18 protein-coding genes and 2 pseudogenes are annotated in these 22,695 nt (G+C 70.8%); 13 read left to right on the forward strand and 7 right to left on the reverse strand.

The window, feature by feature from the left end; translation table 11 throughout:
* The first annotated feature begins 3 nt into the window (after positions 1-3).
* Positions 4-1,425: a sensor histidine kinase gene (locus MTAB308_RS06650; protein WP_077098701.1), complete on the forward strand. Its 1,422-nt coding sequence runs from the start codon at positions 4-6 to the stop codon at positions 1,423-1,425.
* Here MTAB308_RS06650 and MTAB308_RS06655 read toward each other — a convergent pair.
* Positions 1,407-2,075, reverse strand: coding sequence for a response regulator transcription factor (locus tag MTAB308_RS06655; RefSeq protein ID WP_077098702.1), 669 nt, complete (start codon positions 2,073-2,075; stop codon positions 1,407-1,409). The two genes, MTAB308_RS06650 and MTAB308_RS06655, sit on opposite strands and share 19 nt — an antisense overlap.
* A gap of 4 nt (positions 2,076-2,079) precedes the next feature.
* A complete protein-coding gene (locus MTAB308_RS06660) occupies positions 2,080-2,865 on the reverse strand; it encodes a COG4705 family protein (protein ID WP_077098958.1) in 786 nt (261 codons plus the stop codon).
* Positions 2,866-3,119: 254 nt separating this feature from the next.
* Between MTAB308_RS06660 and MTAB308_RS06665 the strand changes: the two genes are divergently transcribed.
* The 4 genes from MTAB308_RS06665 (at position 3,120) to MTAB308_RS06680 (ending at position 8,209) form a co-directional block, all read left to right on the forward strand.
* Positions 3,120-4,361 carry an MFS transporter gene (locus MTAB308_RS06665; RefSeq protein ID WP_077098703.1) on the forward strand — a complete coding sequence of 414 codons (1,242 nt, stop codon included), beginning with the start codon at positions 3,120-3,122 and terminating at the stop codon, positions 4,359-4,361.
* Positions 4,362-4,484: 123 nt separating this feature from the next.
* Entirely contained in the window at positions 4,485-5,219 is a 735-nt protein-coding gene (locus MTAB308_RS06670; RefSeq protein WP_077098704.1) for a GntR family transcriptional regulator, read from the forward strand.
* A complete protein-coding gene (locus MTAB308_RS06675; protein ID WP_077098705.1) occupies positions 5,216-5,443 on the forward strand; it encodes a 4Fe-4S dicluster domain-containing protein in 228 nt (75 codons plus the stop codon). The genes MTAB308_RS06670 and MTAB308_RS06675 overlap by 4 nt, the downstream gene beginning before the upstream one ends.
* A gap of 84 nt (positions 5,444-5,527) precedes the next feature.
* Positions 5,528-8,209, forward strand: a complete 2,682-nt coding sequence (locus tag MTAB308_RS06680; protein ID WP_077098706.1) for a fumarate reductase/succinate dehydrogenase flavoprotein subunit — start codon at positions 5,528-5,530, stop codon at positions 8,207-8,209.
* Here MTAB308_RS06680 and MTAB308_RS06685 read toward each other — a convergent pair.
* From MTAB308_RS06685 to MTAB308_RS06695, 3 genes and pseudogenes are all read right to left on the reverse strand, one after another.
* Positions 8,176-9,403 (reverse strand): annotated as a pseudogene (locus tag MTAB308_RS06685) (FAD-dependent monooxygenase). The gene MTAB308_RS06680 and the pseudogene MTAB308_RS06685 overlap by 34 nt on opposite strands.
* A 107-nt stretch (positions 9,404-9,510) precedes the next feature.
* Positions 9,511-10,050: a GNAT family N-acetyltransferase gene (locus tag MTAB308_RS06690; protein ID WP_077098707.1), complete on the reverse strand. Its 540-nt coding sequence runs from the start codon at positions 10,048-10,050 to the stop codon at positions 9,511-9,513.
* A 4-nt stretch (positions 10,051-10,054) separates the two neighbouring features.
* Entirely contained in the window at positions 10,055-11,260 is a 1,206-nt protein-coding gene (locus MTAB308_RS06695) for a serine hydrolase domain-containing protein (RefSeq protein WP_077098959.1), read from the reverse strand.
* A 137-nt stretch (positions 11,261-11,397) separates the two neighbouring features.
* Between MTAB308_RS06695 and MTAB308_RS06700 the strand changes: the two genes are divergently transcribed.
* Positions 11,398-11,826, forward strand: a complete 429-nt coding sequence (locus tag MTAB308_RS06700) for a cellulose-binding domain-containing protein (RefSeq protein ID WP_077098708.1) — start codon at positions 11,398-11,400, stop codon at positions 11,824-11,826.
* A gap of 21 nt (positions 11,827-11,847) precedes the next feature.
* On the opposite strand, the pseudogene MTAB308_RS06705 reads toward MTAB308_RS06700, so the two are convergent.
* Both MTAB308_RS06705 and MTAB308_RS06710 read right to left on the reverse strand, forming a co-directional pair.
* Positions 11,848-13,085 (reverse strand): annotated as a pseudogene (locus MTAB308_RS06705) (HNH endonuclease).
* A gap of 37 nt (positions 13,086-13,122) precedes the next feature.
* A complete protein-coding gene (locus tag MTAB308_RS06710; RefSeq protein WP_108637213.1) occupies positions 13,123-13,755 on the reverse strand; it encodes a class I SAM-dependent methyltransferase in 633 nt (210 codons plus the stop codon).
* Between the two features lie 130 nt (positions 13,756-13,885).
* Here MTAB308_RS06710 and pyrR point away from each other — a divergent pair, with 130 nt between their 5' ends.
* The 7 genes from pyrR to pyrF are packed head-to-tail and all read left to right on the forward strand — an operon-like array spanning position 13,886 to position 22,596.
* Entirely contained in the window at positions 13,886-14,449 is a 564-nt protein-coding gene (gene pyrR, locus MTAB308_RS06715) for a bifunctional pyr operon transcriptional regulator/uracil phosphoribosyltransferase PyrR (RefSeq protein WP_077098710.1), read from the forward strand.
* Positions 14,446-15,414 (forward strand): aspartate carbamoyltransferase catalytic subunit, encoded by a 969-nt coding sequence (locus MTAB308_RS06720; protein ID WP_077098711.1) that lies wholly within the window; start codon positions 14,446-14,448, stop codon positions 15,412-15,414. Before pyrR ends, MTAB308_RS06720 begins: the two co-directional genes overlap by 4 nt.
* The gene (locus tag MTAB308_RS06725) at positions 15,411-16,703 is read left to right on the forward strand and encodes a dihydroorotase (RefSeq protein WP_077098712.1); all 1,293 of its coding nucleotides are present in this window, start codon (positions 15,411-15,413) and stop codon (positions 16,701-16,703) included. Before MTAB308_RS06720 ends, MTAB308_RS06725 begins: the two co-directional genes overlap by 4 nt.
* Positions 16,700-17,206, forward strand: a complete 507-nt coding sequence (locus tag MTAB308_RS06730; RefSeq protein ID WP_077098713.1) for a PH-like domain-containing protein — start codon at positions 16,700-16,702, stop codon at positions 17,204-17,206. Before MTAB308_RS06725 ends, MTAB308_RS06730 begins: the two co-directional genes overlap by 4 nt.
* Complete coding sequence (gene carA, locus MTAB308_RS06735) at positions 17,199-18,338, forward strand: glutamine-hydrolyzing carbamoyl-phosphate synthase small subunit (protein WP_077098714.1); 1,140 nt, start codon at positions 17,199-17,201, stop codon at positions 18,336-18,338. Before MTAB308_RS06730 ends, carA begins: the two co-directional genes overlap by 8 nt.
* Positions 18,338-21,772: a carbamoyl-phosphate synthase large subunit gene (gene carB, locus MTAB308_RS06740; RefSeq protein ID WP_245831294.1), complete on the forward strand. Its 3,435-nt coding sequence runs from the start codon at positions 18,338-18,340 to the stop codon at positions 21,770-21,772. Before carA ends, carB begins: the two co-directional genes overlap by 1 nt.
* A complete protein-coding gene (pyrF, locus tag MTAB308_RS06750; protein ID WP_077098715.1) occupies positions 21,769-22,596 on the forward strand; it encodes an orotidine-5'-phosphate decarboxylase in 828 nt (275 codons plus the stop codon). The genes carB and pyrF overlap by 4 nt, the downstream gene beginning before the upstream one ends.
* Positions 22,597-22,695 lie beyond the last annotated feature (99 nt).

Below are 22,695 nucleotides of genomic sequence, written 5' to 3' on the forward strand. Positions count from 1 at the left end.
GCGGTGTTTTCGGCCGGTCCGGGGGCTTGGAAGAATCGGGGTGTGCGGTGGTCTGCCGTCTGGCCCTTTCGGCGAAGCTTGGGCATCGCCGCTCGCTCGGCCGCGGTGTCCGCGGTCGTCGTGCTGTTGGCGCTGACCCTTGCCGGCGCGGGGCTGGACGCGCTGCTGTACCGGACGTTGTTGGGGGGCGTCGACGCCGCCGCCGCGGGCCGGGTTCGCAGCCTCGCGGAGGCGCTGCGGTCCGATTCGGTCGACGACATCGACAGCTCGCTGCTGACCACCGGCGAGCGCATCGTCGCGATCCAGGTGATCGCCCCCGACGGCAAGGTGGTGGTGCGGTCCGGCTCGGCGCCGAAAGCACCGCTGGTTTCCTTGAGCGCGTTCGACTTTCGGCTGCGCCGCGGCCTGCCCGACGACGCGGTGGCGGGTGACGACATGCGGGTCAGCGGCCAGCGCGTCGCGACGCCGCACGGCGATTACACGGTGATCGTCGGAGGGGGCAGCGAGGCGGTCGAGGAGACGGCGCGGGCCGTCGCGCTGCTGTTGGCCGCCGGCGCGCCGATCGTCGTCGGGGTGGCGGCGGGCGCGAGCTACTGGCTGGTCCGTCGCTCGCTGAAGTCGGTGGACGCGATCCGCAGCCGGGTCGCGGAGATCTCCACCTCCGATCTCGCCGAGCGGGTGCCCGTGCCCAGCAGCCGCGACGAGATCGCGGCCCTGGCGCTCACCATGAACCAGATGCTGTCGCGCCTGGAAGCCGGCCACCGCGCGCAGCAACGGTTCCTCGGCGACGCCTCGCACGAACTGCGCAGCCCGCTCGCCACCATCATCTCCGGGCTGGAGGTCGGCGAGGCCCACCCCGAGCTGCTCAACGCGGAGCTGGCGACCGACACCCTGCTTCCCGAGGCGCACCGCATGCGCACGCTCATCGAGGACCTGTTCCTGCTGGCACGGGCGGATGAGCGAAACCTGATGCGGCGCAAGGAGGAAATGGCCCTCGATGGCCTCGCCGAGGTGGAAGCCGCCCGCGCGCGGCGCGAAGCGGCACGCGAGGTCCACACCGACATCGGTCCGGCGCGCCTGACCGGTGACCCGGCGGCCATGTCCCGGATGATCCGCAACCTCGTGGACAACGCTGTCCGCCATGCGAACTCGTGCATCGGCATCGAGGTCGGCAGCCGCGACGGGGGAGTCGCGCTGATCGTCAGCGACGACGGCCCCGGGATCCCCCCGGCAGAACGGACCCGGGTGTTCGAACGTTTCGTGCGCCTGGATTCCGACCGGTCCCGCAGCGGCGGCGGGGCCGGCCTTGGCCTGGCGATCGTCGCCGAGATCGTCGCCGCGCACGGCGGCACGATCACCATCGACGACCGGCCCGGCGGCGGCACCAGGATGGTCGTGGAATTCCCTCAGCCCACCAACCGGTAACCGACGCCGCGCACCGTCTCAATCGTGTTGGTGCCGAACGGAACGTCGATCTTGCGGCGCACGTATCCCACATACACCTCGACCACGTTGTCCGGGCCCTGGTGGTGCGCGTCCCACACGTTGCGCAAGATCTCGGCCTTCGTCACCACCACGTCCTTGTTGCGCATCAGGAACTCCAGCACTCCGTACTCGCGGGGGGTCAGCGTGATCGGCGTCGAGCCACGTTGGACCGTGTGCCGGGCGGGATCGAGCATCAGCGTTCCCACCGTCAGCACCGCCGGTCGCTCGGGGGCGCCGCGACGGACCAGCGCGCGCAGGCGCGCCACCAGCACCCGGAACGAAAACGGTTTCGTCAGATAGTCATCCGCGCCGAGGTCGAACGCATCGGTCTCGTCGAACTCGCCGTCTTTGGCGGTCAGCATCAGCACCGGCGTCCACACGTCGCGCGCCCGCATTCGGCGCAGCACCTCGTATCCGCTGTGGCCGGGCAGCATGATGTCGAGGACCACGACGTCGAAGCTGCTCTCCGTCGCGCGCCGCAGGCCCTCGACGCCCGTGCCGGCGGTCACCACGACGAAGCCCTCGGCCTTCAGGCCCATGGACAGCGTCGCCGACAGTCGCGGCTCGTCCTCGACGATCAGGACTCGCATGCCGTCACGCTACGTCGTGGGCGACTTCCGGCTGGCCCGGGTGGCGTCCCGGTCGCTGCGGCAGGACGATGAGCAGCGCGACGATGATCGCCGCGATGACCGCCGAGGCCAGCGGGCGGCTCAGGGCCAGGCCGCCGTCGGCGAGGGGCTTGTCCAGGAAGTCGCCCACCGTCGCCCCCAGCGGGCGGGTCAGGATGAACGCGACCCAAAACAGGGTGACCCGCGACACGGACGTCCAGTAGTACAGCGCCACGACGGCGACGAGGGCGGCGGTGAACACCAGCGCGCCCCGCTCGTAGCCGAATCCGCGGGTATCGGCGAGCCAGTCGCCGAGGGCGGTGCCCAGCGTCTGGGAGAACGTGATCGTCGCCCAGTAGAACGCTTCCACCTTGGGTGTCGAAACGGTGTTCACCGATACCGTTCCCTCCGACCAGCGCCACAGGCCCAGGGTGGCCACCAGGCACGCCAACAGCAGCAGCGATCCGCCCGTGTAGCCGATCCCCAGCTGCCGGTCGGCGAAGTCGGCCAGCGTGGTGCCGAACGTCGTGGAGGCCACGATCGTCGCCCAGTACAGGGCCGCGTGAAACCGCTTGGCGAGGATCTGCGCGGCCACCAGCGCGATCAGCGCGACGCCGAACAACACAACGCCGGCCAGGTAACCCCAATTCAGTGTCATCGTGACGGTGTCGCCGCCCGTCTCGCCCAGCGTCGTCGCCAGGATCTTGATCACCCAAAAGCCGAGCGTGACGGCCGGCACCTTGGTCAAGGCGCGTTTCGCAACATCATTCACAGGTATCGATCTTCCGGTGTCGTTGTTGTCCATGTCTACGGCAGCCCCGCTGAGAAATCGCTGAGACCAATCCTAGGTACCGGCTAAGTTTTGGCTGTGAACCGCGCGCACCAACCGCCGGCCCGAGAGCCCCACGTGCTCAACGTATTCCGCAGGTCGCGGCAGGTCACGCCGATGATCCGATCCGGTTTCCGCTTCGCAAATACCTGAGGATTCAATAAGTTACGCCGCTTTTGCGGTGCCACCATGGGTGGATGTCGAAGGAAACGGACATCGCGTTCGAACTCGGCGCGGGGGCGCGGTGGTCGATCATGGCCATCTCGTTGGGGGTGACGGCAAGCTCCTTCCTCTTCATCAATGGCGTTGCGTTCCTTATCCCTTCGCTGCAGGGCCGCCGCGGCATCCCGCTGACCGAAGCCGGACTTTTGGCGTCGATGCCCAGCTGGGGCATGGTGGTCACCCTGGTGCTGTGGGGCTACGTGCTGGACCGGGTCGGCGAGCGGATCGTGCTCACGGCGGGCTCCGCGCTCACCGCGGCGGCGGCTTACGCTGCGGCGTCGGCCCATTCGCTGCTGATGGTCGGCGTGTTTCTGTTCATGGGCGGGATGGCGGCGGCCAGTTGCAACGCGGCCGGCGGGCGGCTGGTGTCCGCGTGGTTCCCCGCGCGGCAGCGCGGCCTGGCGATGGGCATCCGCCAGACGGCGCAACCGTTGGGAATCGGGTTGGGCGCGTTGATCATTCCCGAGCTGTCCGAGAGTGGCCCGCACCGGGGGCTGATGTTCCTGGCACTGATGTGCACGCTGGCCGCGGTGGCAAGCGCGATCGGAATCGTCGATCCGCCCCGCAGGCCCCGCAAGACGGTGTCCGAGGCGGACCTGGCCAGCCCGTACCGGGGCTCGTTGGTGTTGTGGCGCATCCACGCGGTGGCCGGCCTGCTGATGATGCCCCAGACCGTGACCGTCACCTTCATGCTGGTGTGGCTGATGCATCGCCACGGCTGGTCGGTGGCGGCCGCGGGCGGTCTGGTCACCCTCACCCAACTGCTCGGGGCCGCGGGACGAATCGCGGTCGGCCGCTGGTCCGATCGCGTCGGCTTGCGCATGCGTCCGGTCCGCACCATCGCGATCGCCGCCGCGCTGGCGCTGTTCTTGCTCGCCTTCGCCGACGGCACCGGTTCGGGCTACGACGTGTTGCTCATGGTCGCCGTGTCGGTGCTTGCGATGCTCGACAACGGGCTGGAGGCGACCGCGATCACCGAATTGGCCGGCCCGTATTGGAGCGGGCGGGCGCTGGGCCTGCAGAACACCACCCAGCGGCTGGCGGCCGCCGCCGGGCCGCCGCTGTTCGGCGCGTTGATCATGGCGGCCCACTACCCGGCGGCCTGGGCGTTGTGCGCGCTGTTCCCGTTGGCGGCGGTCCCGCTGGTTCCGGCCGACCCTTCGGATTCTGCTCATCCGGATCGCAAAGACGACACCCTGGTGCGGGTGGCGCAATAGCGCGACGGGCGCAGGTTTTCGCTGGTCGCCGCCGAACGGCGCCCGGCACAATACCCTGACCTGACCCGACGGGCCGCGCTCGGCCGCCCGGAAGGGGCCCGTCAGCCGCGTTAGCGTGACGGCGTGGCGCACCCCATCACCAGCGGACCGCGGGCCGACCGGGCCCGCCGGGTCGCCGACGTGTTGCGCCAGCAGATCCACGCCGAGGCCTATCCGGACGGGCTGCCGGCCGAACACGACTTGGCGATCGAATTCTCGGTGTCGCGCAACACCGTTCGCGAGGCCCTCGGCGTCCTGAAACACGAGGGGCTGATCGACCGCGGGCCCAGGGTGGGCACCCATGTCGCCCAGCGCAAGTACTCCCACGGGCTCGACGCGCTGCTGGGGTTGAAGGAAACGTTCAATGACCTCGGCGAGGTGCGCAACGAGGTCCGCGCCGCCATGCCGGTGACCGCGCCCCCCTCGGTCGCCAGGCGGTTGCGGCTCAAGCCCGGCGAACAGGCGGTGTTTATCGAGCGGCTGCGTTACCTCGGCGACCTGCCGCTCAGCCTCGACCTGACCTACCTGGTCGCCGACATCGGAACCGAGATCCTGGACCATCCGCTGGAGACCAAGGACATCTTCGCGCTCATCGAGGAGTTGAGCGGGCGGCCGCTGGGCTCGGCCTCGCTGGCGCTGGAGGCCATCCCGGCCGACGCCCACTCGGCGGCCATCCTGCAGGTGCCCGACGGCGCGGCGCTGCTCATGCTGGAGCGGCTCACCTGTCTCGATGACGGCAGACCCGTTGACCTGGAATACATCCGGATGCGTGGTGATCGAATCACCATGCGCGGCAGCCTGGTGAGGAGTAAGCCATGACGCTCGTCAACAACCGCGCCGACGTGCCGGTCACGATCGACGAATCGCTGTGCATCGACGGCTGCACCCTGTGCGTCGAGGTCTGCCCGCTGGACGCGCTGGCCATCGACCCCGACACCGGCAAGGCCTTCATGCACGTCGACGAGTGCTGGTACTGCGGCCCCTGCGCGGCCCGCTGCCCCACCGGCGCCGTCACCGTCAACATGCCGTATCTCTTGCGCTGAAACACGAAGGCTCCCAATGAAAAAGCACGCCCCCCGGCTGTCGTCGGTGGTCACCGCCGCGCTCGACCATTCGGTGGCGGCGTGATGCAGGCTCCGGGCCTCTCGCCACTGCGCCTCGACTGCGACGTGCTGGTGATCGGCGGCGGCACCGCCGGCACCATGGCGGCGCTGTCGGCCGCCGAGCGCGGCGCGCAGGTGCTGCTGCTGGAGAAGGCCCATGTGCGGCACTCCGGTGCGCTCGCGATGGGCATGGACGGCGTCAACAACGCCGTCATTCCCGGCAAGGCCGAGCCCGAGGACTACGTCGCGGAGATCACCCGCGCCAACGACGGAATCGTCAACCAGCGCACCATTTATCAGACCGCATCCCGTGGTTTCGCGATGGTGCAGCGGCTGGAGCGCTACGGGGTGAAGTTCGAAAAGGACGAGCACGGCGAATACGCGGTGCGCCGGGTGCACCGCTCTGGCTCCTACGTCCTACCGATGCCCGAGGGCAAGGACGTCAAGAAGGCGCTGTACCGCGTGCTGCGGCAGCGGTCCATGCGGGAGAGAATTCGCATCGAGAACCGGCTGATGCCGGTGCGGGTGCTCACCGACGCCGGTCGGGCGGTGGGCGCCGCCGCGTTGCACACGCGCACCGGCGAGTTCGTCGCCGTCGGGGCCAAGGCGGTGATCCTGGCGACGGGGGCGTGCGGGCGCCTGGGGCTGCCCGCGTCGGGTTACCTGTACGGCACCTACGAGAACCCGACCAATGCCGGCGACGGCTACGCGATGGCCTACCACGCGGGCGCGGAGCTGTCGGGAATCGAGTGCTTCCAGGTCAATCCGCTGATCAAGGACTACAACGGGCCGGCGTGCGCCTACGTGGCCAACCCGTTCGGCGGCTACCAGGTCAACGCGCACGGCGAACGGTTCGTCGACTCCGACTACTGGTCGGGGCAGATGATGGCCGAGGTCAAGAGCGAGATCGACTCCGCGCGCGGGCCGATCTACCTCAAGGTGTCGCACCTGCCCGACGAGACCCTGACGGCGCTGGAGAACATCCTGCACACCACCGAGCGCCCGACCCGCGGCACCTTCCACGCCAACCGCGGCCACGACTACCGCACCCACGACATCGAGATGCACATCTCCGAGATCGGTTTGTGCGGAGGGCATTCCGCGTCCGGGGTCTGGGTCGACGAGCACGCCCGCACCACGGTGCCGGGGCTGTACGCCGCGGGCGACCTCGCCTGCGTCCCGCACAATTACATGATCGGGGCGTTCGTCTTCGGCGACCTCGCCGGCGCGGACGCCGCCTCGACCCTGCTCGATGTTCCCGTGCCGCAACAACTCCCGGAGTACCAGCTGCGGGCCGCGCATGAGCTGATCTATCGCCCGCTGCGGCATCCGGACGGTCCGCCCCAACCGCAGGTCGAATACAAGCTGCGTCGGTTCGTCAACGACTACGTGGCGCCGCCGAAGACGGCGGCCAAGCTGTCCATCGCGGTGCGCACCTTCGAGCGGATGCGCGACGAGATCGCCGAGATGGGCGCCCGCAACCCGCACGAGCTGATGCGCGCGGTCGAGGTGTCTTTCATCCGCGACTGCGCCGAGATGGCCGCCCGCTCCTCGCTCACCCGGACCGAATCGCGGTGGGGCCTCTATCATGACCGCGCCGACCTGCCCGGCCGCGACGACGCCCAGTGGGGCTATCACCTGAACCTGCGCAAGGGGCCCGACGGGGAGATGGCGTTCCTGAAGCGGCCCGTCGCACCGTATTTCGTGCCGGTGCCGGAGCTGGACGGGCTGCCCCCGGCGGATCAGAGCGTGCAGCAGGTGGAGCAGCCGGCGCTGGTCGGGGGGCAGGCCCCGGCCGCCGCGCGCTCTCGAATCGACTCGAGCGCAACGGCGTTCGAGCCGCCCTCGCCGCGCATCGCCGAGGTGCTGGCGTTGGAGGAGCCCGCGATCGCCGACCTGAAGCCGTATCTGGCCGACCCGGATCCCGGCGTGCGGCGCACCGCGGTGGCCACGCTGACCGAGCACCTTCCCGACGGATACGCGCCGGCCCTGTTCGCGGCCCTGGACGACGCCGACGCCGCGGTGCGCCGCACCGGCGCAGACGGGCTCCGGGAACTCGTGGAGGTGCTGCCCGACCCGGCCGGCGCCGCGACGCAGCTGATGTCCCGGGATTCGGTGGTGCGTGCGGCCGCCGTCTACCTGCTGGCCGCGCGCCGGGTCGGTGGCGCCGCCCAATTCCGCGGCGCGCTCGACGATCCCGACCACCGGGTGCGCATCGAGGCAGTGCGCGCGCTGGTGTCTGTCGACGACGTGGCCGGGGTCGTCGGGGCCGCCGGCGACGAGAGCCGCGAGGTCCGCATCGCGGCGGTTGCCGGCCTGGCGACCCTGGGCGGGGGTGCTGAGGCCGTCGGCGCACTGCTCGCCGATCCCGACCCGCTGGTGTGTGCCGCCGCGCTCGCCGCCCTGGGCGAATTAGGCTGCGGTGAAGGCGATTTCGCGGCGGTCGAGGCGGCGCTGCGGGCGCCGGCCTGGCAGCTGCGGGAGGGCGCTGCGCGGGCGCTGAAGGGCGCGGCGGTCGACGTCGCGGTGCCGCGACTGGCCCGGGCGCTGGCCGACGCGCACCTCGACGTGCGCAAGGCGGCCGTGCTCAGCCTGACCCGATTTGCCGGCGAGCCCGCCGCCCGCGATGCGCTGGGCATCGCGCTCAAGGACAGCGACGCCGACGTGCGGGCCTACGCGCGGCGGGCGCTGGAACGCGAGGGGTAGTCCGGCAGGTCGACGGCGTCGGCGGTGCTGAACCATTTCCGCTCCGCGACGATCCGGAATGGCCACCGCTGCACGTACTTCATCACCATGGCCGTGATGACGATGTCGGCGGCGGTCTTCGGCAGGTACCCGTCGATGCCCTTCGGTAGCTTCTGGCAGCGGTCGACATAGGGCCGCATCACCGCGTGGTAGCGGTCGAGGGCGGCCGCCAACCGATCGGCGTCGAGGTCGTCGGCCGAGCCGAGTTCGCCCGCCAGCACGTACGCCCCGACCAGCGCGAGGCTGGTGCCCATGCCGCTCAGCGGTGACGCGCAGTAGCCGGCGTCACCGACCAGCGTCACGCGGCCGGACGACCACCGGTCCATGTGGATCTGGGCGAACTCGTCGAAGTAGAAGTCCTCGGCTTCCCGCGCCGCGGTGACCAGGGATGCGGATTGCCACCCGGCACCGGCGAACCGGTCGGCCAGCAGCCCGCGCTGCTCGTCGAGGTTGCGGCGGTCGTATTTCAGCGGCTCGGATCGAAAGGCCAAGCCCGCCTTGGCCATCGCCGGATCGTGCGAGGGGCGTAGGGAGGCGAGGATGCCGGGCGCCTGATACATCAGGAACCAGCCGTCCAGGCCGACGGTGTCGGGTGCGGTGAACCAGGCGTGATAGCCGCCCAGGTGTTTGACGAAGTTCTCCTCGGGGCCGAAGGCCAGCCGCCGCACGGTCGAATGGGGGCCGTCGGCGCCGACGACCAGCTCGGCGCGCACCGTCGCGCCGTCGGACAACGTGGCCAGCGCGGCGTCGTCGTCCTGCTCGAGATCCGTGATGCGGATGCCGAACCGGTAATCGGTGTCCGCGGCGGTCGCCTGGTACAGCACTTCGGCCAGGTCACCGCGCAGGATCTCGAGCTGGCTGACCAATCCGTTGCCGTGGAAGGCCGCAACCGGCATCTCGGCGCGGCGGCGGCCGTCGGCCCGCACCCAGGCGGCACCGCGTTGACGGAGGCTGCGGGCGCGCATCTGCTCGAGCAGCCCCATCCGCTCGACCGCCCCGCGCCCCGCGCCGCGCAGGTCGACGGTTTGCCCGCCCGGGGCGGATGCCGTGGGCGATTTCGACCACGACGACGTGGTAGCCGGACCGGTTGAGCCAATACGCGAGGGCGGATCCGGCGATGCCGGCGCCGCTGACCAGAACGGTCGGTTTTGGCATGCGACCCAGCCTAGGGCAAGCGGGTGCGTGCCGGCGGCTGCCAAAGCGCGCTCAGGGGGCGGATTTTGGTCTTTTCCCGCCCTGGACGCACACGCGACGGGCCGCGGTCAGCGCAGGATCTTCGCGTACATGAGGGCGTCCTGGGGCTCGGGCCCCAGGGTGGGGTACACGGCGTGCCGGGCCAGCCGCCCCTCCAGCCCGAAACCGGCGCGCTCCAGCAGCCGCGCCGAGCGCTCGTTGTCGGGGCTGCACGTCGCCCACACGCGATACACCTGCCGATCCGCCTGCAGCGCGGCGAGCAGCAGCTCGAGCACCTCGGACATGTAGCCCTTGCCCCACCACCGCCGGCCCAGGCAGTAACCGATCTCGACCGCGTGCGCCACCGGGCGCCGGCAGCTGGTCAGCCCGATGACCTCGCCACTGTTGCGCAGCGTGATGGCCCAGGTCCGCTCGTCGCCGCCGACGTTGAGTTTCTCGGTGATCACCCGCCGCGTCGCCGCCACGTCGGGATGCGGCGCCCACAGCAGGTACTTGGTGACCTCGGGATCGCGGGCGACCCGCTGATACAGCGGGCCGGCGTCGTCGAGCACCGGCGGGCGCAGCACCAGCTTCGGGCCGGTCATGCGGTCGGGCGGGTAGGCGACCATCGCGCTAGAGGCCGAGTGCCTGATAGGTGCGCCGCACGAACTTCGGTTGTGCCGATTGGAGTTTCGACAGCGAGGTGTTGCCGGCCACGGCGGCGGCCACGTCCGCGGACATGTCGGGCAGGTTCTGGACCAGATACAGCAGCACCAGGTCGGCGGTCGGGTCGGCCTGCCACCACGTGCCGTACGCGCCGGGCCAGCTGAACGTACCGACCCCGCCCGGCCCGAACAGCGGCCCGCTCTTGGCCGGGTCGGTCACCACCGACAGGTTGAGCCCGAAGCCCCGGCCGACCCAATACGGCGCCCCCAGGAACTGGTGCCGCTTCTGTTCGTCGGTGAGGCGGTCGGTCCGCATCAGCCGGGCGGACTCGGGGGAGAGCACCCGAACGCCGTCGATCGTCCCGTCGCCGAGCAGCATCCGCACGAACCGGAGGTAGTCGTCGGCGGTCGACCACAACCCGCCGCCGGCGTTGCAGAAGGACGGTGGCTTGATGTGCGGCGGGCCCATGGCGTCATGGTGCAGCCGGCCCTGCCCGTCGAGCCGGTACATGGTCGCCGCGCGGCGGCGCGCCTCCGGGGACACGTAGAACCCGGTGTCGGGCATGCCCACCGGGCCCAGGACCCGTTCGTCGAGGACCTCGTTGAACGGCTTGCCCTCGATGCGAGAAGCGATGACGCCGAGTAGGTCGATGGAATGGCTGTAGGTCAATCGGTCACCGGGCTGATGCACCAGCGGCAGCTTGGCCAGCTCGGTCAGCCACGCGTCCGGCCCCTGGTTGAAGGGCAGCCGCACGTAGGCCTTCGCGATCGGTCCGGACACCGAGAAGCCGTAGGCCAGGCCGCTGGTGTGGGTCAGCAGGTCCTCGATCAGGATGGCGCGGCCCAGCGGGTGCGTCCGGTCCAGCGGACCAACCGGGTCGTCGAGCACCCGCACGTCGGCCAGTTCCGGCGCCCAGCGCACCACCGGGTCCTTGAGCGCCAGCTTGCCCTCGTCGACCAGGCTCATCACCGCCGCGACCGTGACGGGCTTGGTCATCGACGCGATGCGGAACACCGTGTCCCGCCGCATCGGCAGGCCCGCGTCGATATCGCGGTAGCCGATCTCGTTGACCTGCAGCACTTGTCCGCGCTGCCAGACCACCGTCAAGGCGCCGGCGAGCAGGCCCGCGTCGCACACCTCGCGGATGGAGGCCTGATTGACGTCCAGGTTCACGCGGTTCAGGTTAGTGGGCACCGCCGCGCGCGGACCTGGCAGCCAAAATTTCATGACGGTTTCGGTTGCGCAAAGGTACGGCAGCTACCCGCGATGTGGGGACCGATATCGCCTGTTCGGTCTTAGTGTTGGCTGCTATGGCGGGACTGGACAAGTACGTGAGGCGCTGGCGCACGGCGCTTCACGTAACCGTGTCGGCAGTGGCGGTTGCCATCCTCGGACTCGGCACCGCCCCCGCAGCTCATGCGGCCGCGGCCTCGGCGACGTTGTCGGTGGAACATACGTGGCAGACCGGGTTCATCGCCCGCTTCGCGATCACCAACGCGAGCATGGCGCCGATGAGCGATTGGAAGCTGGAATTCGACATGCCGGCGGGGCAATCGGTCCTGCACGCGTGGAATAGCACCGTCACCCAATCGGGCACGCATTTCGTTGTTACCCCCGCGAACTGGAATCGCGTCATTGCCCCGGGCGGTTCGGCCACCGGTGGTTTCCGAGGCGCGCTGGTCGGTACCTACTCGCCGCCGAGCAATTGCGTGCTCAACGGGCAATATCCCTGCACCTAGCGGCCTCCGCGCACCCGCCAGTCAGGCGGCGCGGGGCTCGACGACGAATATGTCGAGCCGCCCGGGCGGCGGCGGCGCGCCGGAGCGATACCGCATGCCGGCGGGCGTCGTGAATTCGGCCGTGTGCCTGCCCATTTCGTCCACGCTCGCGGCGACGCGCCAGCCGGGCGCCTCCTTCGCGTAGTTGCAGCGCTCGCACATGCCGAGCCCGTTCGCCGCGCTGGTGGCACCGCCGCGGTGGTGCGGCCGGGCGTGGTCGTGGTGGCGGATCGGGGCGTCGCAGTAGGGAGTGCGACAGCGCTGATCGCGCAGACCGATGAACCTGGCGAGCCCCTTGGGGAAGCACCGCGCCCGCGACTCCATGGCGACCAGGGACCCTGAACCGGGATGCCGATAGAGCCGCCGCAGCGTGGCCCGCGACCGGTCATCGATGGCCGCGTCGCGCACCAGGTGGCGGGCCACGGCCGCCGGTATCGGGCCGTACCCGTCGACCACCGCCGCCGAGCCGTCGTGGCCCAGCAGCGACTCGTCGGAGATCACCAGGTTGACCGCGATCGGCTGGGGCACCTCGGCGGGCCGGCCGGTGACGCGTTCGAGCAGCGTGTCGGCCATGACCTGGCCGCGCGTGCGGCCGTCGAACGTGGTGTCGGCGGCCCGCCTGAGGGCCGCATACACCGCGACACCACGGGCCACCGGGAGCAGCGCCGTCACCCACGCCATGGTGTCGGGGGCCGGGCGAATCGTCACCGTGCGCTCGGACTCGGCCTTGGCCGCGCGGTCGACCACCGCCCGAGCGTCGAGCCGGTAGGCGATCGCCCTGGCCGCCGCCGCGATCCGCGCATCGCCCATCCCGTCCAGCCGCGACGCGTCGGCGCACATCTCGGCGTCCAGCGCCCGCCGGTCCTCGACGTCCAGGCACGCCGACTCCCGCACGATCAGGGTGGCCCGCCACTCCGACAACCGCCCGGCCTCGAGCGCAGCGAGCGTGTGCGGCATCTCGTTGACCAACGCCTTCGCGAAGCCGAGGTGCCGCCCGCCGCGGGCGGGGAATCCCGTCGCGCCAGCGCGATCTCGCCGGCCAGCCCGCGCCCGCGCTGGGCGGCCGGCACCCGGGCGTCGGACTCGTGGGCGCGGCGCAGCGCCTCCAACCGCACCGACGCGCGCGCCTGCTCCGCGGCGGCCGCCGACTTGACCGTCTCCAAATCGGCGATCCGCGCGGTCAGCGCGGCCTCCTCGGCATGCCCACGATATTCGAACATACTTTCGATACTAGCGGGGGCCGCCGACAAGAGCCGGCTAGCGGCGCCGCGCGCGGACGTACCAGAACGCCATTTCGGTCTCGGTCCCGTCCACCTCGCGGCGCACCGTGGCCGGTTCCAGCGATTCGATATCCCAGCCCGCGCCGCCGAGGACGTCGCGCAGCGTCCGCTCGGGCACCGACGGCCGCGGCCATTCGGTATCGGCCGGGCTCGCGTCGGAGAAGCAGCTGATGAGCAACGTGGCGCCCGGCCGGGTCGCCCGGTGCGCCGCGGCGGCGTAACTGCGCTTGCCCTCGTCGTCGAGGCAGTGGAACATGCCGCTGTCGACGATGGTGTCGAACGCGTCGGTGTAGCCCGCGAGCCTGGTGGCGTCGGTCACCGCGAATTTCACCTGGACTCCGGCGTCGGCGGCCCGGCGCTCGGCGGTGATCAGCGCCGTGGGCGAGATGTCCAGCCCGGTGACGTGGTAGCCGTTCTTCGCCAGGTAGATGGCGTTGTCGCCGAGGCCGCAGCCGACGTCGAGGACGTCACCGTGGATCCAGCCGCTCGTGTGCCACGCGATGACATTTTCCTTGGGCGCCTTGGTATCCCACGGGGGTGAGGCCATCGCCGGGATGCCTTCGCCGGGGCTCTCGCCGCGGTAAAGCGCGTCGAAATCCATGCGCTGCAATCCGGAGGGAAAGCCGGGGGAACTCGAGCCTGTCATTTCGCCCAGGCTAGTCCGCAGTGCTACGCTGCCGGGCAGTCGACATCCTTTAACGATCCGTCCAGAGAGGCGGAGAAGGAGGTCAAGTCTTCGCATGTGTGCCGCGAATGACACGGGCACCGGCCGCGAATTGATGTCGGCGGCCGACGTGGGTCGCACCATTTCCCGCATCGCGCATCAGATCATCGAAAAGACCGCGCTGGATGCTCCCGACGCGCCCCGGGTGGTGCTGTTGGGAATCCCTACCCGTGGCGTCATCCTCGCCCAGCGTCTGGCCGCCAACATCGGCGAATACAGCGGCGTCGACGTCGGGCACGGTGCCCTCGATATCACCCTGTACCGCGACGACCTGATGCAAAAGCCGCCGCGGCCGCTGGAGGCCACCGCGATCCCGGCCGGCGGCATCGACGACGCCCTGGTGATCCTCGTCGACGACGTGCTGTATTCCGGCCGCTCGGTGCGCTCCGCGCTGGACGCGCTGCGCGACGTGGGCCGGCCCCGGGCGGTGCAGCTGGCGGTGCTGGTCGACCGGGGCCACCGCGAACTGCCGCTGCGCGCCGACTACGTCGGCAAGAACGTGCCGACCTCGCGCACCGAGAGCGTGCACGTGCTGCTGAGCGAGCACGACGACCGCGACGGGGTGGTGATCTCGCGATGACGCGCCACCTGTTGGCCGCCGGCGACCTGAGCCGCGACGAGGCCACCGCCATCCTCGACGACGCCGACCGGTTCGCCCAGGCGCTGGTGGGCCGCGACATCAAGAAGCTGCCGACGCTGCGCGGGCGCACCGTCGTCACGATGTTCTATGAGAACTCGACCCGCACCCGGGTGTCGTTCGAGGTGGCCGGCAAGTGGATGAGCGCCGACGTGATCAACGTCAGCGCGGCCGGATCGTCGGTGGGCAAGGGCGAGTCGCTGCGCGACACCGCGCTGACGCTGCGGGCCGCCGGCGCCGACGCGCTGATCATCCGGCACCCCGCGTCCGGCGCCGCGCACCTGCTGGCCGAATGGACCACGCCTGCCACGGCGGGCAGTGACTCTGCGCCGTCGGTGATCAACGCCGGCGACGGCACCCACGAACACCCGACGCAGGCCCTGCTGGACGCGTTGACCATGCGCCAGCGCCTCGGCGGCATCGAGGGCCGGCGCGTCGTGATCGTCGGCGACATCCTGCACAGCCGGGTCGCCCGGTCCAACGTCATGCTGCTGGCCACCCTGGGCGCCGAGGTGGTGCTGGTCGCGCCGCCGACGCTGTTGCCGGTCGGGGTCGACGGCTGGCCGGCCACCGTCTCCTACGATTTCGACGCCGAGCTGCCCGCGGCGGACGCCGTCCTGATGCTGCGGGTGCAGGCCGAGCGGATGAACGGCGGGTTCTTCCCGTCGGTGCGCGAATACTCGGTGCGCTACGGGCTGTCCGAGCGGCGCCAGGCGATGCTGCCCGGCCACGCCGTGGTCCTGCATCCGGGGCCGATGGTGCGCGGCATGGAGATCTCGTCGTCGGTGGCCGACTCGTCGCAATCCGCGGTGCTGCAACAGGTTTCGAACGGGGTGCACGTGCGGATGGCGGTGCTGTTCCATGTGCTGGTCGGGGCTGAGGCGGCCGGCAAAGAGGGGGCGGCATGAGCGTGCTTATCCGAGGCGTGCGTCCCTACGGCGAGGGCGACCGGGTCGACGTACTGGTCGACGACGGCCAGATCGCCGAAATCGGCCCCGGCCTCGCCATCCCGGACACTGCCGATGTCATCGACGCCACCGGGCAGGTCCTGCTGCCCGGCTTCGTCGACCTGCACACCCATCTGCGCGAGCCCGGCCGCGAATACGCCGAGGACATCGAAACCGGTTCGGCGGCGGCCGCTTTGGGGGGTTACACGGCGGTGTTCGCGATGGCCAACACCAACCCGGTCGCGGACAGCCCGGTGGTCACCGACCACGTCTGGCACCGCGGGCAGCAGGTCGGCCTGGTCGACGTGCACCCCGTCGGCGCCGTCACGGTCGGGCTGGCCGGGGCCGAGCTGACCGAGATGGGCATGATGGCCGCCGGCGCCGCGCAGGTGAAGATGTTCTCCGACGACGGGGTGTGCGTGCACGACCCGCTGATGATGCGCCGCGCGCTGGAGTACGCCACCGGCCTGGGGGTGCTGATCGCCCAGCACGCCGAGGAGCCGCGCCTGACCGTCGGCGCCGTCGCCCACGAGGGACCGACGGCTGCCCGGCTGGGGCTCGCGGGGTGGCCGCGGGCCGCCGAGGAATCGATCGTGGCCCGCGACGCGCTGCTGGCCCGCGACGCCGGCGCCCGGGTGCACATCTGCCACGCCTCCACCGCGGGCACCGTCGAGATCCTGAAATGGGCCAAGGCACAAGGCATTTCGATCACCGCGGAGGTCACCCCGCACCACCTGCTGCTCGACGACAGCCGGCTGGTCAGCTACGCCGGGGTGAACCGGGTGAACCCGCCGCTGCGCGAGGCCGCCGACGCGGTCGCGCTGCGTCAGGCGCTGGCCGACGGGGTAATCGACTGTGTGGCCACCGACCATGCCCCGCACGCCGAGCACGAGAAGTGCGTCGAGTTCTCGGCGGCGCGCCCCGGCATGCTGGGCCTGCAGACCGCACTGTCGGTGGTGGTGCAGACGATGGTGGTGCCCGGGCTGCTGACGTGGCGCGACGTGGCGCGGGTGATGAGTGAGAATCCGGCCCGCATCGTCGGGCTGCCCGATCACGGCCGCCCGCTCGAGGTGGGGGAGCCCGCGAACCTGACCGTGGTGGATCCGGACGCCACGTGGACGATCGCCGCGTCGGATCTGGCCAGCCGGTCGACCAACACGCCCTACGAGTCGATGACCCTGCCCGCCACCGTGACCGCCACCCTGCTGCGCGGGCGGGTCACCGCACGGGACGGGAAGAGCCCGGCATGAATTCAGGCACGCTGGTGGGGTCGCTGATCTTCGCGGCCGTGCTGGTGGTGGTGATCGCGGTGCTCATCCAGCTGATGATGCGTGGCTGGCGGCGCCGCGCATGGCGGCAGACGGAGTTGATCGGCGACCTGCCCGACGTGCCCGACAAGGTGGGCACCGCGAGCATCACCACCCGCGGGTTGTACTGCGGCTGCACCATGGCGCCGGCCTGGAACGAGCGCGTCACGGCCGGGGACCTGGGCTATCGCAGCAAGGCGGTGCTGACCCGCTACCCCGAGGGGATCCTGCTGGAACGCGTTCGGGCCAAACCGATTTGGGTCCCCCGCGAGTCGATCACGGCCATCCGCATGGAGCGCGGCATGGCCGGCAAGGTGGTCGCCCGCGTCGGGATCCTGGCGATCCGCTGGCGGCTGCCGTCGGGCCCCGAGATCGACATCGGGTTCCGGGCCAACAACCGCGACGAGTACGACGCCTGGCTGAAGGAGGACGGCGCTGATGGGTAAGGCCGTACTGGTACTCGAGGACGGCCGCGTCTTCACCGGCACGCCGTTCGGCAAGGTCGGCCAGACGCTCGGGGAGGCCGTCTTTTCGACGGGCATGTCCGGCTATCAGGAGACGCTGACCGACCCCAGCTACCACCGCCAGATCGTGGTCGCCACCGCGCCGCAGATCGGCAACACCGGCTGGAACGACGAGGACGCCGAGAGCCGCGGCGACAAGATCTGGGTCGCCGGTTACGCGGTGCGCGACCCGTCGCCGCGCGCCTCCAACTGGCGCGCCACCGGCACGCTGGAGGACGAGCTGGTCCGCCAGGGCATCGTCGGGATCGCCGGGATCGACACCCGGGCGGTGGTGCGGCACCTGCGCAGCCGCGGCTCGATGAAGGCGGGCGTCTTCTCCGGCGAGTCGCTGGCCGAGCCGGCCGAGCTGGTGGATCGGGTGCGGGGCCAGCAGTCGATGCTGGGCGCCGACCTGGCCGGCGAGGTCAGCACCGGGGGCGCCTATGTCGTGGAACCCGAAGGGGCACATCGGTTTACGGTGGTCGCCCTGGACCTCGGGATCAAGACGAACACCCCGCGCAATTTCGCCCGCCGCGGCGTCCGCAGCCACGTGCTGCCCTCGTCGGCGACCTTCGAGCAGATCGCCGACCTCAGGCCCGACGGGGTGTTCCTGTCCAACGGGCCCGGTGACCCAGCCACCGCCGACCACGTCGTCGCGCTCACCCGCGAGGTGCTGGGCGCCGGAATCCCGTTGTTCGGCATCTGTTTCGGCAACCAGATCCTCGGCCGGGCGCTGGGCCTGTCCACCTACAAGATGGTCTTCGGCCACCGCGGCATCAACATCCCGGTCATCGACCATGCGACCGGCCGGGTCGCGGTGACCGCACAGAACCACGGTTTCGCGCTGGAGGGGGAGGCCGGCCAATCGTTCGACACGCCGTTCGGCCCGGCGACCGTCAGCCACACCTGCGCCAACGACGGGGTGGTCGAGGGCGTCAAACTCGCTGACGGCCGCGCGTTTTCGGTGCAGTACCATCCGGAGGCCGCCGCCGGCCCGCACGATGCGGAATACCTTTTCGACCAATTCATCGACCTGATGGCTGGGGCCCCCGGCCTGCGAGGGGAGGGCCGCTAGTGCCGCGTCGCACCGACTTGCGCCACGTGCTGGTGATCGGGTCCGGGCCGATCGTCATCGGGCAGGCCGCCGAGTTCGACTACTCCGGGACCCAGGCCTGCCGGGTGCTGCGCGCCGAAGGGTTGCAGGTCAGCCTGATCAACTCGAACCCGGCCACCATCATGACCGATCCCGAGTACGCCGATCACACCTACGTCGAGCCCATCACCCCGGCGTTCGTCGAGCGTGTGATCGCCCAGCAGGCCGAGCGCGGCAACAAGATCGACGCGCTGCTGGCCACGCTGGGCGGGCAGACGGCGCTCAACACCGCGGTCGCGCTGTACGAGAACGGTGCGCTGGAGCGCTACGGCGTCGAGCTGATCGGCGCCGACTTCGACGCCATCCAGCGGGGCGAGGACCGGCAGCGGTTCAAGGACATCGTCGCCAAGGTCGGCGGCGAATCCGCCCGCAGCCGAGTGTGTTTCACCATGGACGAAGTCCGCGAAACGGTCGCCGAGCTCGGCCTGCCCGTCGTCGTGCGGCCCAGCTTCACCATGGGCGGGCTGGGCTCGGGGATGGCCGAGTCGCCCGAGGCCGTCGAGCGGATGGCCGGCGCCGGGCTGGCCGCCTCGCCCAGCGCCAACGTGCTCATCGAGGAATCGATCTTCGGCTGGAAGGAATTCGAGCTCGAGCTGATGCGCGACGGCCACGACAACGTGGTGGTGGTGTGCAGCATCGAAAACGTCGACCCGATGGGCGTGCACACCGGCGACTCGGTCACCGTCGCGCCGGCCATGACGCTCACCGACCGGGAGTATCAGCGGATGCGCGACCTGGGCATCGCGATCCTGCGGGAGGTCGGCGTGGACACCGGCGGCTGCAACATCCAGTTCGCCGTCAACCCCGGCGACGGCCGGCTGATCGTCGTCGAGATGAACCCGCGGGTGTCCCGGTCAAGCGCGTTGGCATCCAAGGCCACCGGCTTCCCGATCGCCAAGATCGCCGCCAAGCTGGCCATCGGCTACACCCTGGACGAGATCGTCAACGACATCACCAAGGAGACTCCAGCCTGCTTCGAGCCGACGCTGGACTACGTCGTGGTCAAGGCGCCCCGGTTCGCGTTCGAGAAATTCCCCGGCGCCGACCCGACGCTGACGACCACGATGAAGTCCGTCGGCGAGGCGATGTCGTTGGGCCGCAACTTCGTCGAGGCACTCGGCAAGGTGATGCGGTCGCTGGAGACCGGGCGCGCCGGCTTTTGGACGAAGCCCGACGATGAGGGGACCGTCGACGAGGCCCTCACCCGGCTGCAGACCCCGACCGAAGGCCGGCTCTACGACATCGAACTGGCGCTGCGGCTGGGCGCCTCGATCGAGCGGGTCGCCCAGGCGAGCGGCGTCGACCCGTGGTTCGTCGCGCAGATCGGCGAGCTGGTCGCGCTGCGCGCCAAGATCTGCGCCGCACCCGTCCTCGAAGCCGACCTGCTGCGCCGGGCCAAGCACCACGGGCTCTCGGACCGCCAGATCGCGGCCCTGCGACCGGAATTGGCGGGGGAGGACGGGGTGCGGTCGCTGCGCGAGCGGCTGGGCATCCACCCCGTCTACAAGACGGTGGACACCTGCGCGGCGGAGTTCGAGGCCAAGACCCCGTATCACTACAGCAGCTACGAGCTGGACCCGGCCGCCGAGACCGAGGTGGCGCCGCAGGCCGAGCGGCCCAAGGTGTTGATCCTGGGCTCCGGGCCGAACCGGATCGGCCAGGGCATCGAATTCGACTACAGCTGCGTGCACGCGGCAACGACGCTGAGCCAGGCCGGTTTCGAGACCGTGATGGTCAATTGCAACCCGGAGACGGTGTCCACCGACTACGACACCGCCGACCGGCTCTACTTCGAGCCGCTGACCTTCGAGGACGTGCTGGAGGTGTTCCGCGCCGAATCGCAGTCGGGCTCCGGCGGCCCCGGGGTGGCGGGGGTCATCGTGCAGCTGGGCGGCCAGACGCCGCTCGGGCTGGCGCAGCGGCTCTTCGACGCCGGGGTTCCGATCGTGGGCACCCCACCGGAGGCCATCGACCTGGCCGAAGACCGCGGCGCCTTCGGAGACGTGCTGGCCACCGCCGGGCTGCCCGCGCCGAAGTACGGCATGGCAACGACTTTCGCCCAGGCCCGCCGGATCGCCGACGATATCGGTTATCCGGTGCTGGTGCGGCCGTCCTACGTGCTGGGCGGCCGCGGCATGGAGATCGTCTACGACGAGGCGACGCTGGAGGGCTACATCACCCGCGCCACCGCGCTCTCGCCGGAACACCCGGTGCTCGTCGACCGCTTCCTCGAGGACGCGGTGGAGATCGACGTCGACGCGCTGTGCGACGGGGCCGAGGTCTACATCGGCGGCATCATGGAGCACATCGAGGAGGCCGGCATCCACTCCGGCGACTCGGCCTGCGCGCTGCCGCCGGTCACCCTGGGCCGCAGCGACATCGAAAAGGTGCGTCGCGCCACGGAGGCCATCTCCCACGGCATCGGCGTCGTCGGGCTGCTCAACGTGCAGTACGCGCTCAAGGACGACGTGCTCTACGTCCTCGAGGCCAACCCGCGGGCCAGCCGCACGGTGCCGTTCGTGTCGAAGGCGACCGCGATCCCGCTCGCGAAGGCGTGCGCGCGGATCATGTTGGGCGCCACCATCTCCCAGTTGCGCGCCGAGGGCATGCTAGCGGCCTCCGGGGACGGCGCGCATGCGCCGCCGCAGGCCCCGATCGCGGTCAAGGAGGCCGTGCTGCCGTTTCACCGCTTCCGCCGCGTCGACGGGGCCGCCATCGACTCCCTGCTCGGCCCGGAGATGAAGTCGACGGGCGAGGTGATGGGCATCGACCGCGACTTCGGCACCGCCTTCGCCAAGAGCCAAACCGCCGCCTACGGCTCGCTGCCGGCCGACGGGACGATTTTCGTGTCGGTGGCCAACCGGGACAAGCGGTCGCTGGTGTTCCCGGTCAAGCGGCTGGCCGACCTCGGCTTCCGGGTGCTGGCCACAGAGGGCACCGCGGAGATGCTGCGGCGCAACGGTATTCCCTGCGACGAGGTCCGCAAGCACTTCGAGCCGCCGCAGGACGGCCGCCCCGCGATGTCCGCGGTCGACGCGATCAAGGCCGGCGAGGTCGACATGGTGATCAACACGCCGTTCGGCAACTCCGGCCCCCGCATCGACGGCTACGAGATCCGCTCGGCCGCGGTGTCGGTCAACATCCCGTGCGTCACGACGGTGCAGGGCGCCTCGGCCGCCGTGCAGGGCATCGAGGCGGGGATCCGCGGCGACATCGGCGTGCGCTCGCTGCAGGAGCTGCACAGCGCCATTGGTGCGCAAGGCGCCGGGGCCATTGGCGCGCAAGGCGCCGGGGCCATTGGTGCGCAAGGCGCCGGGGCCATTGGTGCGCAAGGCGCCGGGGCCGGCCCGCAATGACCGGCTTCGGCGCCCGGTTGGCCGCGGCGAAGCTGAGCCGGGGGCCGCTGTGTCTGGGCATCGACCCGCACCCCGAGCTGCTGCGGGCGTGGGACCTGCCGGCCACCGCCGACGGGCTGGCCGCGTTCTGCGACATCTGCGTCGACGCGTTTGCCGGATTCGCCGTCGTCAAGCCGCAGGTGGCGTTCTTCGAGGCCTACGGCGCGGCCGGGTACGCGGTGCTGGAACGCACCATCGCCGCGCTGCGTTCGGCCGGGGTGCTGGTGCTGGCCGACGCCAAGCGGGGCGACATCGGCACGACGATGGCGGCCTACGCCGCGGCGTGGGCCGGCGACTCGCCGCTGGCCGCCGACGCGGTGACCGCCTCGCCGTATCTGGGGTTCGGTTCGCTGCGGCCGCTGCTGGAGGCGGCCCTCGCCAGCGATCGCGGCGTATTCGTGCTGGCCGCGACGTCCAACCCGGAGGGCGGCACGGTGCAGCGCGCGACGTTCGACGGCCGGACGGTGGCCCAGCTCATCGTCGACCAGGCGGCGGTCGTCAACCGATCCGCCACCGGCTCCGAGCCCGGATACGTGGGCGTGGTCCTCGGCGCGACGGTGTTCGAGGCGCCCGACGTCAGCGAGCTGGGCGGGCCGGTACTGGTGCCCGGCGTCGGCGTGCAGGGCGGCCGCCCCGGGGCGCTGAGCGGCCTGGGCGGGGCCGCTCCGGGCCAGCTGCTGCCCGCGGTGGCCCGCGAGGTGCTGCGGGCCGGACCGGACGTGTCCGACCTGCGCGCGGCCGGCGAGCGGATGCTGGACGCCGTCGCGTATCTGGGAGCCCGCTAGGCCGCGTTCGTGTGCACTTGTGGCTTTCTGTGCGAGCTCACGGCGTGGATGCCGGCCGTTTTTCCGCCGTCAGCGCACGCCCAAAGCCGTGAGCGCACA

The sequence above is a fragment of the Mycobacterium terramassiliense genome (genome assembly GCF_900157385.1).
In the GTDB taxonomy this organism is placed as follows: domain Bacteria; phylum Actinomycetota; class Actinomycetes; order Mycobacteriales; family Mycobacteriaceae; genus Mycobacterium; species Mycobacterium terramassiliense.